Here is a 16,119-nt window from a genome sequence, read left to right on the forward strand (position 1 = left end):
GATAAAAATGAGCTTTTCAATAACTAGTCGTCAAGACGACATTCAACAATTAAAAACCAAAGAATTAGATCTATTGATCGTCGGTGGGGGAATTACTGGTGCCGGTGTTGCTTTACAAGCTAGTGTGGCCGGGATGCAAACCGGACTAATCGATATGCAAGATTTTGGTGGGGGGACCTCTTCACGGTCAACCCGACTTGTTCATGGCGGAATTCGCTATTTAAAAACATTTGACGTGGAAGTGGTCTCTGATACGGTTAAGGAACGGGCTGTCGTGCAACATATTGCGCCACATATGACCCAACCAGATCCAATGTTATTGCCAATTTATGACGAACCTGGGACGACATTTAGCATGTTCTCAGTGAAGGTTGCGATGGATCTATACGATCGTCTGGCAGGTGTTGACAAGAATCCAAGCTTACAAAAATACAGTAACTACGTCTTAACTAAAGCCCAGGTCTTAGAACGTGAACCACAATTAAATCCTGATAAATTAGTTGGCGCTGGGATTTACTTGGACTATCAAAATAATGATTCGCGGTTAGTCGTTGAAAATATCAAACGAGCCCATGCGGCTGGTGGACTGATGGTTAGCCGGATAAAAGCCATTGGTGCCTTACATGACAAGTTTGGCGATATTAACGGTATGCATGTCCAAGATGTCTTGACTGGCGAGAAATTTGATATTCATGCTAAATTGGTTATCAACACGAGTGGTCCTTGGTCTGATGAAGTTCGTCATTTGGACCAAGCTGCTGATCCAGATTCACATATGCGGCCAACTAAAGGGGTCCATCTAGTTGTTGATCAATCACGGTTGAAAGTGCCAAATCCAACATACTTTGGTTCTGGAACGAATGATGGTCGGATGATCTTTACCATCCCACGCGAAGGTAAAACTTATTTTGGGACGACTGATACTGACTTTGAAGGCGACTATGAAAATCCGCAAGTTGATCAAAAAGATGTTGATTACTTATTGGCCATTATTAATAAGAAATATCCAACGGCCCATTTGACAATTGACGATGTTGAGGCTAGTTGGGCGGGAATTCGGCCGCTCGTTCGTAACGATGCACCAGCGGATGCAGATAATGACGCCGTGACTGGGGCCAGTGCTGCAGCAAGTTTACAACCTTCCGCCGTGTCACGGGGCAGCTCTTTAGTTACCGCTGCTGATGGCATGATTACGTTAGCCGGTGGGAAACTGACCGATTATCGCTTGATGGCAAACGGGGCGCTCAAACAGATTCGGCAAACCTTACGTGACGAATACTTGGAAGACTTTAAAGCAGTTGATTCTGCTGAAATCAAGGTTTCCGGTGGTGACTTCGACGCCGACAATGTTGAAGCTGCCATGGATGATTTCACCAAGCAAGGGGTTGCTAAGGGCTTGACCGAGGACGAAGCTCGTGAAATCGCGACTCTATATGGCTCAAATGCGCCGGCCATTTTCGCACAAGCTGATCAAGTCACGGCCGCGCCAGGCTTAAGTTTGGCTGAAACGTTGTCGTTGCATTACTCAATGACCGAAGAAATGGCGTTGACACCAGTGGATTACCTCTTACGGCGGACTTATAATGTCTTGTTCCATAACGAGACGATTGATCAAGTCAAGGTCGGTGTCATTGATGAAATGGCCCGCGTTTATGGCTGGGATACAACGACCAAAGCACGTTATACCGCTGAAATCGATCATGAAATTGAATCATCACGACTGATCGATCTCAAATTACAAGCACCAGTATCGGCTAAATAAGCCGTACTGGCCCAAGTCTCTAGACTTGTTAAACTTGGTTTCGACATTTTAAATTGCACCATCATCCATATCAGGATTGCCGTTTTGAAGTGGATGACTTTGAGAACAAGTGTGACCTTGGCTGAAATTTAGTCTCGGGCGCGCTTGTTTTCTAGTATAATAATGATAATTAAGAATTTATGGAGGTAGACTTATGGCGCCGATTAATGTCTCACAGACTCTGTCTGTCAGTAATCATCGAATTTTTTCATCCGATTTAAATGAACATAATACGGTTTTTGGCGGCAAAATTTTATCCATTATTGATGATAATTCGTCAATTCCTGCAGCCCGGATTGCCCGGATCGAAACGGTGACCGCTTCGGTTGATCAAGTGAACTTCATTTTGCCATTCCGGTTACAAGATTCAATGTGTACGGAATCATATGTGTCTGGCGTGGGGCATCGGTCAATTGAAGTATTTACCAAAATTATTGGGGAACATCTAAATACTGGGGAACGTTTCTTAGGGCTAACCTGTTTTTCGTTATTTGTGGTGACTGAACACGATATTGTGTTACCACAAGTGATTCCAGATAAACCGGAATATGAGTTTGTTTGTCAAGGCTATGCGGCCCGCCAAGCCGAACGTGCCGCTAAACGGCAACAACATGCGGCGTTTAATGAACATATTAGCTTGGAATTTCCTTGGAACCAGTAAACTAAAAGATCAGTGTTGATCACCGTTCAAAACGGTTGGTCAGCACTGATCTTTTTAATTACATTGGCTTAATTGGCGTTGATTCATCGGGACGAAATTCCCAACCATCCTTAACTTGCTCGTAAGCCATTTCAATGACTTTACCGGTGCGCATGTTCGTAAATAAGAACTTGATCTCACCAGCATTACGAGTGGCATAGCGAACGGTCAAGCCGTTGCTAGCATCCAAACGAATTTTATCGACCGCAGCGCCAAGCGATTCACCATCAGGATAAAAACTTTCTAAGTCAAAATTACGCTTATTACTCATTACTGTTAATCCTCATTTCGTTAAGTTCAATTTTAACTTTAAAGGAAAAGGGTAGCCGAGTAAAGGTTGAATGTCATTTTTAGCAATAATCGGTGATATGACAAGTATATTCACCGATTAAAAATAGATCGGCTTGCCACCTACCGTTCGCCCACCTTGAGCCGGAACGCTGTGGGCGGACCGGTTCAGCCAAAAGGCGGTCTGAACCATCGTTTTGAACCGCCTAACCCGCGTTTCAAAAGCGCCGGTCTCTAAGCGATAAATCGCTAAGAGACCCCACGGCTGGGCTCAATTTGGACTCACTCTCGGTTATGTTAGTGATTACTATTCGTATTCGCGATATAACCGGAGCCAGCCCAGTGATGGCGCCGGCCGTGAAAACAGCGTTAGTCCGGATGATTTTCCCGGGCTTACGCTGTGGACGACTTTTGAGACTAGCGGTTTGGGCTAGGCTTAAAAGCGAGGTGAAAGCCCGCATTTTGGCTGGAGCCGTTCCCACAGCTGGCAGAATCACTGGCTGGCGTAGGTGACCAATTTAGTCACACTCTACAGTAAGGCATATTTATCTTTCAATCTTTAGTTGCTAACAAAAAGATTTAGAAAACGCTTGACTTAAAACCCGTTCGATAATTTACAGTATAGGTGAATCAAAAAGTAACGACGTTATCATCAACTGGTGGCCACTGGTTATTACATTTTATGGAGGAATTTAATCATGATGAAATTATTTCAACGTAAACATCAATTACAATTAGTTGCGCCAGTTGGTGGTTTAGTGGTCGATATCAGGAAAAGCCCCGTCAAAACTGATGCCGTGGGTTTGGGGATTGAGCCAATGGTTGGTGAAATTCAAGCACCGTTGGCTGGCACCGTCACACAATTATCGCCGCAAAACGTGACTATTAGGGGCACACATAATTGCGAAGTGACCGTCCAACTTGGTCAACCTGAAGCCAATGTCGCCTTCAACGCGTTTAGCTGGAACGTCGCCGTTGGAGACCATGTGGACGACTCAACCTTATTAGCCAATATGGACTTAAACGCCCTACATGAAGCTAATCAAGCTACCACGATCACTTGTATCATTACGAATCAACAGCCTAGTGACTTTGAAATTGAAAAAAGGGGTCTAGTGAGTCAAGGTGGTGTGATCGAAAGGTGCAAGATTAGAGCCTAATATTAGACCATTCTGAGAAAAGTTCAGATTTACTTCACCGTCTATAGGTAGTTAGATACTCAGACTTCGACTAAACTAATGGCATTAAGTCAAACAGTGAAAGAAGTCTTTTAAATGCCTAAAATTTCAATTATTGTCCCTTGCTATAATGAACAAGAATCGATTCCTTTATTTTATGCTGCTGTTCAAAAAATCTATCAAGATCAAATCCAAGTGACTTGGCCACAATACCAGCTTGAATACTGGTTCATTGATGATGGTTCTACTGATCAAACATTGTCGGCGATGCAAACACTCGCGCATACTGATTCAGAACATAGTCATTTTGTGTCCTTTTCACGTAACTTTGGTAAAGAAGCGGCCTTATATGCGGGCTTACAACACGCCACTGGTGATTTGATTGTGGTGATGGATGTCGATTTACAAGATCCACCGGAATTACTGCCACAAATGATGTCTGGCATTCTAGAAGAAAAATATGACATCATTGGGACCAAGCGTCTTGATCGTCAGGGGGAACCAGTTATTCGGTCTTGGTTGGCCAATGGGTTTTACCGCCTAATCAATCATGTCTCACAAACTAAGCTTGAACGCGGGGCCCGTGATTATCGCATGATGACTCGGCAAGTTGTCGATACCATTTTGGACTTACCAGAATATAATCGTTTTTCTAAAGGTATTTTTAGTTGGGTAGGGTTTAAAACCAAATATCTAGGCTATGAAAACCATGATCGAGTTGCCGGAACAACCCACTGGTCAACTGGCGACTTAATCAATTACGCGATTGATGGGATCATTAACTTTTCAGATAAACCGTTAGCCATCGCTGCCTTTTTAGGACTAACAGCTTGTGGCGTCTCGTTACTGGCAATGGTCTTCATCGTCGGTCGGGCCTTGATTTTTGGTAATCCAACGACTGGCTGGTCGTCAATCGTGGCGATTATTTTGATGCTCGGTGGGCTCCAATTATTCTGCCTCGGCATTGTCGGTAAATATATTGGCAAACAATATTTAGAAACGAAACATCGGCCGATTTATATTACGAAACAAGAACATTAAACAAAAAGATGGCGAAGTGAAATTTTCGAATTTCACTTCGCCATCTTTTTTAGTGTCTAACTAAAGGTTGAAAGCTGAATTTTAGACTTAACCATTGATGGGATAGGCATTTAACGGTCAAAAATAGTGAAACTTGCCGCCTACCGTTCGCCCAATTCGGGCCCAGATTAGACTCACTGACAGCCGGAGGTGACTAATTTAAGGATATTCAAGTCAGCTCTAGCAAGGTCCTACTAATGATGAGTAAGTTTCAACCTTTAGTGTTTAATTTTAAATGTTAATGTAAAAATTGTTCCAGTTGGTTGATGATCGCTTACCGTAACTTTGATCTGATTCAAATCAGCTAATCGACTCACAATTGCAAGACCTAAACCAGTACCAGGAATTTCTTGTGATCGTGCTTGATCAACTCGATAAAAACGTTCAAAAATGTGCGTTTTATCAGCATCATCAATACCGGCGCCGTTATCTGTAATCGTGATGGTGGGTTGATCTTGAATCAGCTGTGCGGCCACTTGAATCGGTTGATCGGTTGGCGAATACTTGCTGGCGTTATTAAGTAGGGCAATCAACATTTGTTGTAAACTGTCCGCGTTAACAGTTGTCATTAACGGTGTCGCTGATACGTCAACTTGCACGGATTGTACGATACTAGGTTGATAATTTTCAACAGTTTCCTGAACTAATTGATTGATATCCAATAATTGTTGATCAATGGTCACATGATCCATACGTGACAAGCGTAATAAGCTTTCAACTAACGTCTGCATGCGTGCGGATTCATCATCAATAAACTTTAATGATTTGGGAATGATTTCTGGATGTTGATCGCCGCGTCGTTTGATTAAACTAATATGACCACGAATAGCTGTTAATGGCGTTCGTAGCTCGTGAGACGCATCTGAAACAAATTGATGGTCACGTAGCACTTGGTCGTTTAATGACTTTAGTAGTTGATTAATTTCCATCCCCAGTGCATGAACTTCGTCAGGACTAGTGGGGACTGGTAGTGCTTCATGATAAGAAACGTTGTCACTGTGATTAATTTTGTTGGCCGCACTGGTTAAATTGGCCAGCGGTTTATTTAATCGTCGGGCCAACCAAGCAATGACAAAGTAACCTAGCACACCACACAAGATCAGCACAATGACCATCATTTCTAAGATAAGTCGAAAGATATGCAGGACATCGTGGAAACTTGTCCAGGTTTCATAATAAATATGCCCGGAATCCATAGCCGCACGATAAAAGAGGCCGTGACCGCTAATGTACCAGACGGAATGAAAGAGTGGCATCTCAGTCGCGCGCGATTTGAGAAATTTAGCGGTACCTTTTGAGTAAAACGTTTGTTGTTTGCGTTTAGGCATTTTGGTATGGACTTTGACAAAGGTATTCTTGGTATTGATCGGGCTATTAATCGCCCAGCGATTCCAATCGGGTTCATCATCAATGATTGAACGATCTAAGCTCTTAGTTAGGGCCCGCGCATCGTCGATTCGGTCACGAGTTAACCGGTAACCAACCACCAATGAAATAGATGCGCCAGTAATAAAGACGATCAAGATCATCATTAGCGTAAACGATCGTGTGATCTGGGCAGCATTTGATTTACCTCTAAAATTAAACATGAGTCTCATCTCGCAAACAATATCCAACGCCACGAACTGTATGAATTAACTTACGATTGGCTTCGGTATCAATTTTGTGGCGCAAATAACGGACATAAACATCAACGATATTAGGTTGGCCTTCGAAATCAACACCCCATACTTGATCCAACAACTCATCACGTGTCAACGTATCTTCGGCGTGTTGCATCAGCGTTAATAGTAATTCATATTCCCGTTGCGTTAATTGTACAAGCTTTTGATGGCGATGAACTTGGCGAGCTTTAGTATCTAGTTCGAGGTCGGCATATTGATAGACCGCCTGGGTATCGTTGGCTTGTGATTGATGGCGAAGAACCACGCGAATTCGAGCTAGTAATTCTTCAGTATCAAAAGGCTTCGTGATATAGTCATCGGCACCGCCATCTAAGCCGGCCACTTTATCGCCCACATAATCACGAGCAGTCATCATAATCACAGGGATCGTATCATGTTTTCGAATGCGACGGAGCACTTCGAGACCATCCATTTTTGGCAACATCCAATCTAAAATCACTAGATCTAATTGGTCCTTTTTTTCTTGGTATAGCGTATAGGCTTGTTGTCCATCAGCCGCTGTAATCACGTCGTAATCTTCAAAAGCGAGTTCTTGCTGTAAAAAGTCAACCACGCTGGCTTCATCATCCACTAGTAAAATTGTTGCCATATTTGAACACTCCTCAAAAACGATTTAAGTTTAGTATACCGATAATTAGTTAAACTGACGCAAATTACAACAAAAAATCCAGGATGATTCCCGGATTTTTTAGTGATCATTTTTTTGATTTCGACTTCAACTGGCGTCGGCGCCAATTGTCACCAGCGAAACCAAGTAGACCGATTAAACTGAGGCCACTGCCCAATAATAACCCAGGGGCATGGTACTGCAGAATAACCGTGTTTTTCCCACTGGTAATTGGAATGGCGGTTAACCCACCTAACGTTTTTTGTAACGTCACCGATTTCCCATTAACTTGTGCCTGCCAACCACGATCATATGGCAGGGCGACGTAAAGCCAATGTGCACCAGTAGGGTTAGTCATGGACCCCGTAAGCTTCGTGGTCAACCCGCGAGCACTATATTGTGGGACCCATTGTGTTGACTTTAAGGCTTGATAAACTTGTTGGAACTGTGCCGAGTTTAAACTGGCTAAGCGAACTTTAGGTTGTAATTGTCGATGTTTTGTCTTGAAGCTTAACGTTACCGTCGATCCTTTGCTAAAGGTGCCAAGATTTAACAGGAGCCGATGATGATTGGCTTCGACACTAGGGGCAATGCGCTTACCATTGACAGTGAATGTTGAATATTTGGTAACGCCACTCGTATCATCATAGTAGAGCGGGCCCGTCGTATTTACTTTTAGTTGTACGGTGTGATAGTACCGATAAACTTTAGCTTGCGGTGCCGGTGTGACTTGATCATGTTGCACGGTAGCATCTTGATAGTAAGCGGTTGTTGATAGCCGCAACCGTTGTAAGATAGTTTCTTGATTCGTTAGGGCATGCGTAGCGGATAACTTAACTTGATTGAGCTGCGCATTAACGGCAAATCCCATGCCTAAATAAGTCGGATTACGGCGTGTTTTTGCTTGACCGTTGGCATTTAGGACAATATCATATTTGATTCCTAGTAACATTGCACTAACCGGTGTTAAGCCTTGCGAACTAATCCGCCGAGCGTTTTTGCTGTAAAGTCCTAATGATTTTAAGGTGACACGCGTTTGTTCAGTCAATGTCGAGCTATAATCGTTAATGTCGTGAAAGTTAAACAACAGGGGATCGTTGTAATTATTGTACTTTTCTTGATAAGCCCGATTAATCAGCGTGTTGGCGTTATCGACGCGATAGAGTTGACCATCCGGATCATTAACTGATTGCATTTGTTTTGCTTCAGTTTGATAGGCAGATTGATAAGTCCGTTGACTGCCAAATGGAGTCGTCCGCATACTGAGCAGCAAATTAGCCGCCACTTCACTGGCAACTAAACAGGTGATTAAGATTGGCCGTAGCCGCCAAGTCAGAAATAAGACCAAGGCACTAATCACCACGTAGGCTTGGCTTGATAGGAACACATGCGGGGTGACCGCCGTTTTAAGGACGCGATTCGCCATCCAACCAATGATAAGCAGACCGATCAATCCAATCGGTAATCCGACTTGCCAGCGTTTAGCCACTTGATGGGGATCAGCTTGCCAACCTGCAAATGCGATCATGATCATGACAAAGCTAAAGAAGAAGGCGTCACGGAACGGAAAACCGGCGGGTTGTTGAAACATGTGCCAAACCGTATCGAGCAACCGAACGCCCATACTAAGTAGTAAGGCCACTAGTAATCCTGCCGCGGCCCATTTTTGTGAGCGTTTGATTAGAGGGTGAACGAAGTAAGTGCCGACTAATAAGACGACCACCGTGGTGCTGAAAAGTGTTGGCGCGTGACTCAAACGATCACTGTAATTGCTAGCGCCCACAGCCAGTTGACTTAAAACATTGAGCCGATACTGAGCTGCTAACAAAAAGTTCTGTTGACTGTTGGTGGTTTTAGCGGTTTCGAGCATCCCTAAAGCCGTTGGTAACAATAAGAATAACGTACTGAGACCGCTCAAGCCGGCTGTTAAAATAATTTGTCCAAGCCGATGGCGGCGTTCATATAGACTGGTCCAAAAGGTCTGGTCAGGAGCTTTAGTCATCATTAATTGATAAACTAAGTAATAAATGATGAATAGACAGGTCATGTAGCCTAAATAAAAATCAGTCACAATGCTGACCCATAACCAACCAAAGAAGGCCCCGCCATGTCCAGTAGCAAGTAAGTGGTCGAGACCTTTTAAGATCAAGGGTAACCAGATTAACGCGTCTAACCACATCAGGTCAAAATAGTTCATGGCGACAAAGCCACAGAGACTGAATGCTAATCCGAAGATACTAGCTTCCCAGCGAGTCGTGTGAAAATGCGCTTGTAAAAAGATCGTCATTGTCACAGCAATCGCAACAATCTTAGCCATTAAAACGACCGTAATGCCTGTCGGTAGTTGTGCCGGCTGAAATAGTAAGATGATGAGATTAAATGGACTCATCAGGTAATAAGCGATCGTTGGAATTGCTGTACTACCAAGTGACTGTGAGAACGAAAATAATTGAAAGTTATGCGCTAAAATGGCATGTCGATAAGCCGTAAAAAACGATAAATATTGTGTGCCCATATCACTGATTAAAAAGTTACGATCACCAAATGGAGTGAGCTGTTTTTGCCATAAAACGGCACTGATGACTAATAAGGCTAAGCCACCAGCTATGAGTGGTCCTAACCACCGCTGTTGTCCCTTGACTTCCATGATTGTTCAACCCCAATTCTCTTCTAGCTGATTATTTTAAAGGTTGCTTTTGCCGCCGTTGTAAAAACGCGAGTACTGGTGATGACCAGTGCCAGAACCAAGTTTGGGCAAGTTGCCAGCAACCACTGGCTAAACACACGCTGCCAATCGTGTCAGTCGCGTAGTGATCACGTAAATAAACGCGCGCCACCATGACGATTACGATCCAACCAAGTCCCAAAACGCCTAATCCCAGTTGTAACGGCCAAGTCTTGAGATAGGCATGGCTCAACGTTAATAGGATACTAAAGAGTAGCACCGTCCCAAAAACGTGACCACTTGGAAAACTGTAGCCGGAATCGGCAAGTAGTTGCTGAGTGGGGCGCGAACGTTTGAATAGTTCTTTGCAGATAAAGGCGACACCATCACCACCTACCATTGTGGTGATGACCAATAACCCAACTAAACGCTGATGTTGCCAATAAAGCGCAACCGCAACTAAGAGGGCGATCAATAACGTCACCAATGGACTGGCTAAGGTCGTGACAATTGTGAAAAAGTGGGTCATTGAATCAGTGTTTAAAGTGGCGATGGCTTGAAAAGCATTTTGGTCAACGGTCTGTAGAATTCCCGCATTGACTTGAACCAGAATCGCCAAGATGGCGAAAAGACCAAACCATGACCAAGCTAACGATGTCGAATTGACTGACTTTCTTATTACCATAATTTTCCTCCCATAAATAAACAACCATTTGCAAACGTTTTGTTAAGCTAATTTTTTTTGACGCAAATTGAATCTGGTTTACTTTTTTTCTCAACTGACTTGCGGTTATAATCAAACTCAAGTTTAACTTGAGTGACCCTCAGTGCTAACCGGTTGATAACGAACAATTGCTATTATAGGAAAACCCAGTTAAGACAACTACTCAGAAAAAAGAAATGTTTTCTGAAAATTTCTCAGATGCGTTTCAGGCAAACTGAGTAGTTGCATGGAGTGAAGATGCGTATATTAATGATCGTACTTTGAGTTAGGTTCAAAATCATAAGGGGGCTTATTAATGCCAGCACTACGGTTAACAGTCATTGTGCCATGCTATAACGAAGCTGACGTTTTACCAAAATCAGCGGCTGTTTTAGGTGAGGTCTTACGACACTTAATGAAAACAGAACAGATTAGTCGTCAAAGCAAATTGTTATTTGTCGATGATGGGAGCAGCGACCAAACATGGCGCTTGATCCAACGGCTTGAAACGCAAGATTCGATGTATACCGGTTTGAAGTTTAGTCGGAATTTTGGCCATCAAAATGCCTTGATGGCGGGAATGAAAGTGGCTGGACCAGTATCCGATGCCATTATTACCATTGATGCAGACTTACAAGATGATCCCGCCTTAATTGCTAAAATGGTGGTTCGATTTAAATCCGGCAGTGATATCGTCTTGGGGGTTCGTAACGATCGTCAAAGTGATTCGTTTTTCAAACGTTGGACGGCCGAAACTTTTTATCGGGGAATGCGTAGAATTGGGGTACAGTTAGTACCAGATCATGCGGATTATCGGTTGTTAAGTCGCCGAGCAGTAGCGGCGTTAATGCAATATTCAGAAACCAATTTATTCTTGCGCGGGATCATTCCGCAATTAGGGTTGCCGACCAGTAAACTGTACTATCAACGTCAGCCACGATTTGCCGGTGAATCAAAGTATCCTTTTAAAAAGATGGTCGCGTTTGCGATGGACGGTATTACCTCATTCTCGATTGCCCCGATTAAAGCCATCATGTCAGCCGGCATCATCGTGATTGCGATCAGCCTAGGCATGTTAGTGTACGCCGGTGTGCGTTTTTTAACCGGCGATGTCTTGAATGGGTGGACGTCATTAATGATGAGTGTTTGGTTTTTAGGTGGCGTTCAATTGATTGGTATTAGCATTATTGGTGAATATTTAGGTAAGGTCTTTGCGGAAGTCAAGCATCGACCACGTTATATTATTGAAACTGATGACTACTCGCGGGACCAGCAACCGCTACTAGTCGCAATTGCGGCTGGGCAAAAGTAGGATGCAACGGGGCTTTAAAGGATTTAACTGGTTGGCTGCTGGCATTTTATGCTGGGCGTTGATTGTTGCCAGTACGCGACCAGTGACGTTCTTTGCCGATCGAAATTGGGTCAAACCGGGCGTGATGTTAATTCTGGCTGGCGGTCTATTACTCGCTTGGCATGGTGGACGTCAATGGATACGGTCATGGTCAGCACGCACGTATCGACGCGTATTAGTAGGGTTATTCATCTTGATCCTTTTGGTTCAAGGATTAGTCGCGTGGCAATTTGTAGATGTTGGTCGTGCTGATAGCTACTTTGTTCGTAATCAGGCGATCGCGATCGCTCATGGACAAACAACGTGGCCTCATTATTTTGCCGTTTACCCGAACAACGTCAATTACACGTTAGTTGCGAGCTTAAGCCTAAAAGGATTGTTAAGTCTGGGCATTAATCCACCATGGCTGATACTAAACTTAGGCCGCTTTTTATGGGTAGATTTAGCACTGGTTGCTGGGTGTTATTTATTATGGACGTGGCATCACTGGCAACCAGGGGCATTAAGTTTCATGCTGATTTGGTTGGGTAGTGTGCCCATCTACGCTTATGCGTTATTTGCCTATACTGATGCGATCGTCCTACCAATACCACTTTTAAGCCTAGCACTAGGGGTCTGGACTAAACGACATACTGGTTGGCAACGTTGGATCGGCGGGTTAAGCGGGCTATTGTTATTTAGCTTTGGTGTTTGGCTTAAAAGTAATTTAATTGTGGTCTGGATCGCGGTGATGCTGATTTTATTAATTGCTGTGATTCGGCACCACTGGCATTGGGCTTGGCCAGTACTTGCTATTTTAACGCTAAGTGGCTGGTGGTTGGGCTTTCATTTGTGGGCGCAGGCTAGTGGCTATCACCGTCAAACTCAGGACGCTTTACCGGCAACCAGCTGGATTGCAATGAGTTTGAATCCACAATTAGCTGGGCAATATAACTATACTGATTTTAATCAAGTCAATCGCCAACCAACCGCAACTGCGAAAAAGGCCACAACTCAAGCAATGATTAAACAACGCCTGCAACAGTTGGGGATTAGTGGTGGATTACAACATTTGCTACAAAAATTTCGTGTTTTTTGGGCAACTGGTGATTTTGATAGCTTTAGATTAACGACACAATGGATTCGGGCACCGCAATGGTTCTTAAATCATCAACGTGCGATTCAATTCTGGTTAGTAACCTGGACCCAGGCAATCTTTCTATGCTTATTAATAGGCAGTCTGTGGACATGGTTTTCAGCCAAGCAGCATCAGTTAAGTTTGGGATACTTGGCTTTAATCGTCATCGGCTTAACCGTTTTTCACGTTGTCTTTTGGGAAGTTGAGGCCCGTTATGCGGTACCGTTACTGCCGATTTTAATGTTACTAGCCAGTGATGCTACCGCGACTGTGCCAACATGGTCGTGGTTACGTGAGGGCAATCATCGTTGGTTAGTCAGTTGGTTGATGGTCTTAGGTGTTAGTTTCAGTGGCATCAGCATTTTAAAGACGACGCAAACAACGTCTACCGTAGCTTCAGTTGTTGCCCGTCAAGGTAACGGTGCCTATTTCAAAGTCACCACGGCCACGTTACCGGCGCATCAAACCGTCACCTTGAAACTTCCGATTAACCATCGTCATAATCAGCTTGAATTAGTACCAGCATCCCATCAGGGTAAGGTCCAACTCACTTTGCAACAAGCTGGTCAGGTCATTAAACGAGTCACTGGTACCCCGAAGCAAGTGGCTAAGATCGCTTACCAGACTTGTCCGGCCGGAACATTGGTCGTGACCATTAAGAACTTAGGGCATAAGGCCATTCACTATCAAGCGGCGACCACTAATTATAATCAACGCACGGGACACGTATTGACGCGTTCACAACTGGCTTGGCGTTATTTTGTCCTTGATCATCGTCCAGCTCAAGCCTTGACACGATTACGTACCATAGGGTTGAATTTGTTACTTTGGTTAGTCATTGTTTTAATCAGTTTGTGGTGGCAACCGCGACAATTAGATTGATAAGTCAAAAAGAGTGGGGCAAAAGACGGTCCTTTGCCCCACGTTTCGACTATAAATATTCAGAGATAAAAAAAGGTTTGGGCTAAATGTCCAAACCTTTTTTCTGACTTACAAGGAATAATCGAGTTACAAAATTTTGACTTAGTTGGCTTTTAATTAGGCCGGTTTATGTTGAGATAACTTGCGGTAACCGAAGTAGCATTGAGTAGCGGTCAAAATGACGTTAAGCCAATTTAACGCTTGGAACCAGCCGCTTAAGTTTGCAACTGAAGTCCCACCGTAAAAGACGCCGAAGCCCCAAACTAGTGCCACAACATTGATCCAAACAAACGTTTTCTGTAGTTGTTGATTGTCTAAATCAAACCACATCCAAATCGCATTAACCACAAACCAAACAGCTAAAATCCAAAAACTCCAAGTAAACATCGCGATGACCTCGATTCTCACTTAAATTTGAAAGGAACTTTGCCCCTTCAACAATTACATCATAGCGCGGTCTAATTGATGTGGACACTAGTAAAAAGTAAGAAACTGTTGGTTTTCGAACAGTTAACGGGGGCAGTGTTCGAAAACCAACATAAACTTATGAATTGGGTTTATTTTTATCGTGAGTATGCTACGATGACATCAAGATAGAATAAGGGGTTTAAAAAATGACAAAAGATGTCCGCAAGCTTAAAACGGAACGGGATATTCAACGCGCCATGTTACAACTATTGACGACTAAAAACTTTCGTCAAATGACAGTCGCGGATATTTGCCAAGCATCATTAACTAGTCGTTCAACGTTTTATGCGCATTACTTAGATAAATATGACTTATTAGATCAACTGGTTGCTAAGTATCAGTTGATTTTCACTCAGAAAGTCCATCTACGATTTGAACAAATGATTGCCGGTGAGATCGATGCTTTGGTCAAAGGCTTATTGGCGGATATGGCGGATAATCGGGAGGCCATTCGGATTTTATTTACGGTTCATGAACCAGCGGCTGACTTAGAAGCCGGGTTCCATGATCAATTGTTAGCTGAATGGCAACGCTTTATTCAAGAAAAAAGCCCAACAATGACCGCCCCAGCTGAGCTAATTGCTGCTATGGGGACGAATGTTCAAATGACCGTCATTGAATGGGCCTTAACGCATGGCGACACATCGATTGATGTTGTGGCTGATGCAGTTAATACAATTCGTGGTGCAGTGTTACGCCAAATTAATTGAGTGCAAACAAAAAAGCGTTTGGTTAAACGCTTTTTTTGTCGGTTGCTTTAAAAACTAAAGCTTGAAAGATGATTAGCGTAGTAAAAAATCTACTAGTATTGGCCTGAGTCATGCTAAATTAGTCACCTACGTCAGCCAGTGATTCTGCCGGCTGTGGAGACCGGCTCCAGCCAAAGTGCGGGCTTCCACCTCGCTTTTAAGCCTAGCCAAAGCCGCTAGTCTCAAAAGTCGTCCACATCGTAAAGTCCGGGAAAACCATTCGAACTAACGATGTCGTCACGGCCGGCGCCATCACTGGCTGACTCCGGTTATATCGTGCACACAAATTGAATTAGAAATCGTTATTATAACCGAGAGTGAGACCATCTTGAGCCTGAACGTTAGGTGGCAAGTCGGTCTATTTTTGATCAGTGTCCCGTCACATTAGTGATTGTTGTTAAAAATAAGATATTTACTGAAAAACCAATTAATCATAACGATCAAGATTTGATCAATCAATTTGACGATTAAAGGTGATCTTGCTAATAGGCTAATCCCGATTAACATAATCAATTCATCTAATCCTAAACTTAGTAGGCGATACCAAAGAAATTGAAGACTTTCTTTCAAACGAGCTGACCAACTTTGAGCACTTGTTTCAAAGACCCATTGTCGGTTGGTAAAATAAGCAAAAATTACTGACCCTAACCATGCCAAAGCATTACTAAACAAATAGGGGACACTCAATTTGGTTAAACCGGCAAATAACGCTAGGTTAATGAGTGTCGTTAGCCCACCAAAAACTAAATAAGCCAAGACACGCTGATAGCGACGCCAGTAATTTGTTAATCGTTGCATTCGTTAGT

Annotated in this window: 14 protein-coding genes; 7 read left to right on the plus strand and 7 right to left on the minus strand. The window is 43.4% G+C overall.

The genetic code is table 11. The features are described 5' to 3' along the window. Window positions 1-7 precede the first annotated feature (7 nt). Window positions 8-1,762: an FAD-dependent oxidoreductase gene (locus FFM84_RS02710; protein WP_130843530.1), complete on the plus strand. Its 1,755-nt coding sequence runs from the start codon at window positions 8-10 to the stop codon at window positions 1,760-1,762. A 193-nt stretch (window positions 1,763-1,955) separates the two neighbouring features. Next, window positions 1,956-2,462 carry an acyl-CoA thioesterase gene (locus FFM84_RS02715; RefSeq protein WP_130843529.1) on the plus strand — a complete coding sequence of 169 codons (507 nt, stop codon included), beginning with the start codon at window positions 1,956-1,958 and terminating at the stop codon, window positions 2,460-2,462. Window positions 2,463-2,520: 58 nt separating this feature from the next. Here the strand turns inward: FFM84_RS02715 and FFM84_RS02720 are convergent, their stop codons facing one another. Then, window positions 2,521-2,772 (minus strand): hypothetical protein, encoded by a 252-nt coding sequence (locus FFM84_RS02720; RefSeq protein WP_130843528.1) that lies wholly within the window; start codon window positions 2,770-2,772, stop codon window positions 2,521-2,523. Between the two features lie 715 nt (window positions 2,773-3,487). Here FFM84_RS02720 and FFM84_RS02725 point away from each other — a divergent pair. Continuing rightward, window positions 3,488-3,949, plus strand: a complete 462-nt coding sequence (locus FFM84_RS02725; protein WP_130843527.1) for a PTS glucose transporter subunit IIA — start codon at window positions 3,488-3,490, stop codon at window positions 3,947-3,949. Window positions 3,950-4,063: 114 nt separating this feature from the next. Beyond that, on the plus strand, window positions 4,064-5,008 hold the full coding sequence (locus FFM84_RS02730) for a glycosyltransferase family 2 protein (protein ID WP_130843526.1): 945 nt from the start codon (window positions 4,064-4,066) through the stop codon (window positions 5,006-5,008). A gap of 257 nt (window positions 5,009-5,265) precedes the next feature. Here the strand turns inward: FFM84_RS02730 and FFM84_RS02735 are convergent, their stop codons facing one another. From FFM84_RS02735 to FFM84_RS02750, 4 genes are all read right to left on the minus strand, one after another. Then, on the minus strand, window positions 5,266-6,636 hold the full coding sequence (locus FFM84_RS02735; RefSeq protein WP_165450239.1) for a HAMP domain-containing sensor histidine kinase: 1,371 nt from the start codon (window positions 6,634-6,636) through the stop codon (window positions 5,266-5,268). Continuing rightward, complete coding sequence (locus FFM84_RS02740; RefSeq protein ID WP_130843524.1) at window positions 6,629-7,321, minus strand: response regulator transcription factor; 693 nt, start codon at window positions 7,319-7,321, stop codon at window positions 6,629-6,631. The genes FFM84_RS02735 and FFM84_RS02740 overlap by 8 nt, the downstream gene beginning before the upstream one ends. Window positions 7,322-7,427: 106 nt before the next feature. Next, window positions 7,428-9,986 carry a YfhO family protein gene (locus FFM84_RS02745; protein ID WP_130843523.1) on the minus strand — a complete coding sequence of 853 codons (2,559 nt, stop codon included), beginning with the start codon at window positions 9,984-9,986 and terminating at the stop codon, window positions 7,428-7,430. Window positions 9,987-10,017: 31 nt separating this feature from the next. Beyond that, window positions 10,018-10,689 (minus strand): phosphatase PAP2 family protein, encoded by a 672-nt coding sequence (locus tag FFM84_RS02750; protein WP_130843522.1) that lies wholly within the window; start codon window positions 10,687-10,689, stop codon window positions 10,018-10,020. A gap of 334 nt (window positions 10,690-11,023) precedes the next feature. Between FFM84_RS02750 and FFM84_RS02755 the strand changes: the two genes are divergently transcribed. Together FFM84_RS02755 and FFM84_RS02760 are read left to right on the plus strand one after the other, a co-directional pair. Beyond that, window positions 11,024-12,019, plus strand: a complete 996-nt coding sequence (locus FFM84_RS02755; RefSeq protein WP_130843521.1) for a glycosyltransferase family 2 protein — start codon at window positions 11,024-11,026, stop codon at window positions 12,017-12,019. 1 nt (window position 12,020) lies between these two features. Then, window positions 12,021-14,057 (plus strand): glycosyltransferase-like membrane protein, encoded by a 2,037-nt coding sequence (locus tag FFM84_RS02760; protein WP_130843520.1) that lies wholly within the window; start codon window positions 12,021-12,023, stop codon window positions 14,055-14,057. Window positions 14,058-14,213: 156 nt separating this feature from the next. On the opposite strand, the gene FFM84_RS02765 is transcribed toward FFM84_RS02760, so the two are convergent. Beyond that, window positions 14,214-14,483 carry a hypothetical protein gene (locus FFM84_RS02765; RefSeq protein ID WP_130843519.1) on the minus strand — a complete coding sequence of 90 codons (270 nt, stop codon included), beginning with the start codon at window positions 14,481-14,483 and terminating at the stop codon, window positions 14,214-14,216. A 227-nt stretch (window positions 14,484-14,710) separates the two neighbouring features. On the opposite strand from FFM84_RS02765, the gene FFM84_RS02770 reads away from it, so the two are divergent. Further along, entirely contained in the window at window positions 14,711-15,274 is a 564-nt protein-coding gene (locus FFM84_RS02770) for a TetR/AcrR family transcriptional regulator (RefSeq protein WP_130843518.1), read from the plus strand. 423 nt (window positions 15,275-15,697) lie between these two features. On the opposite strand, the gene FFM84_RS02775 is transcribed toward FFM84_RS02770, so the two are convergent. Next, window positions 15,698-16,111, minus strand: a complete 414-nt coding sequence (locus tag FFM84_RS02775) for a GtrA family protein (protein ID WP_130843517.1) — start codon at window positions 16,109-16,111, stop codon at window positions 15,698-15,700. Window positions 16,112-16,119 lie beyond the last annotated feature (8 nt).

It is taken from the genome of Lactiplantibacillus mudanjiangensis (assembly GCF_005405385.1).
GTDB lineage: Bacteria > Bacillota > Bacilli > Lactobacillales > Lactobacillaceae > Lactiplantibacillus > Lactiplantibacillus mudanjiangensis.

What these genes read in the sequence shown, in the direction of transcription:
- FFM84_RS02735 (WP_165450239.1), bottom strand. Translation starts at nt 6,636, where the DNA reads ATGTTTAATTTTAGAGGTAAATCAAATGCTGCCCAGATCACACGATCG.
- FFM84_RS02745 (WP_130843523.1), bottom strand. Translation starts at nt 9,986, where the DNA reads ATGGAAGTCAAGGGACAACAGCGGTGGTTAGGACCACTCATAGCTGGT.
- FFM84_RS02730 (WP_130843526.1), top strand. Translation starts at nt 4,064, where the DNA reads ATGCCTAAAATTTCAATTATTGTCCCTTGCTATAATGAACAAGAATCG.
- FFM84_RS02740 (WP_130843524.1), bottom strand. Translation starts at nt 7,321, where the DNA reads ATGGCAACAATTTTACTAGTGGATGATGAAGCCAGCGTGGTTGACTTT.
- FFM84_RS02775 (WP_130843517.1), bottom strand. Translation starts at nt 16,111, where the DNA reads ATGCAACGATTAACAAATTACTGGCGTCGCTATCAGCGTGTCTTGGCT.
- FFM84_RS02715 (WP_130843529.1), top strand. Translation starts at nt 1,956, where the DNA reads ATGGCGCCGATTAATGTCTCACAGACTCTGTCTGTCAGTAATCATCGA.
- FFM84_RS02765 (WP_130843519.1), bottom strand. Translation starts at nt 14,483, where the DNA reads ATGTTTACTTGGAGTTTTTGGATTTTAGCTGTTTGGTTTGTGGTTAAT.
- FFM84_RS02725 (WP_130843527.1), top strand. Translation starts at nt 3,488, where the DNA reads ATGATGAAATTATTTCAACGTAAACATCAATTACAATTAGTTGCGCCA.
- FFM84_RS02770 (WP_130843518.1), top strand. Translation starts at nt 14,711, where the DNA reads ATGACAAAAGATGTCCGCAAGCTTAAAACGGAACGGGATATTCAACGC.
- FFM84_RS02750 (WP_130843522.1), bottom strand. Translation starts at nt 10,689, where the DNA reads ATGGTAATAAGAAAGTCAGTCAATTCGACATCGTTAGCTTGGTCATGG.
- FFM84_RS02710 (WP_130843530.1), top strand. Translation starts at nt 8, where the DNA reads ATGAGCTTTTCAATAACTAGTCGTCAAGACGACATTCAACAATTAAAA.
- FFM84_RS02760 (WP_130843520.1), top strand. Translation starts at nt 12,021, where the DNA reads ATGCAACGGGGCTTTAAAGGATTTAACTGGTTGGCTGCTGGCATTTTA.
- FFM84_RS02755 (WP_130843521.1), top strand. Translation starts at nt 11,024, where the DNA reads ATGCCAGCACTACGGTTAACAGTCATTGTGCCATGCTATAACGAAGCT.
- FFM84_RS02720 (WP_130843528.1), bottom strand. Translation starts at nt 2,772, where the DNA reads ATGAGTAATAAGCGTAATTTTGACTTAGAAAGTTTTTATCCTGATGGT.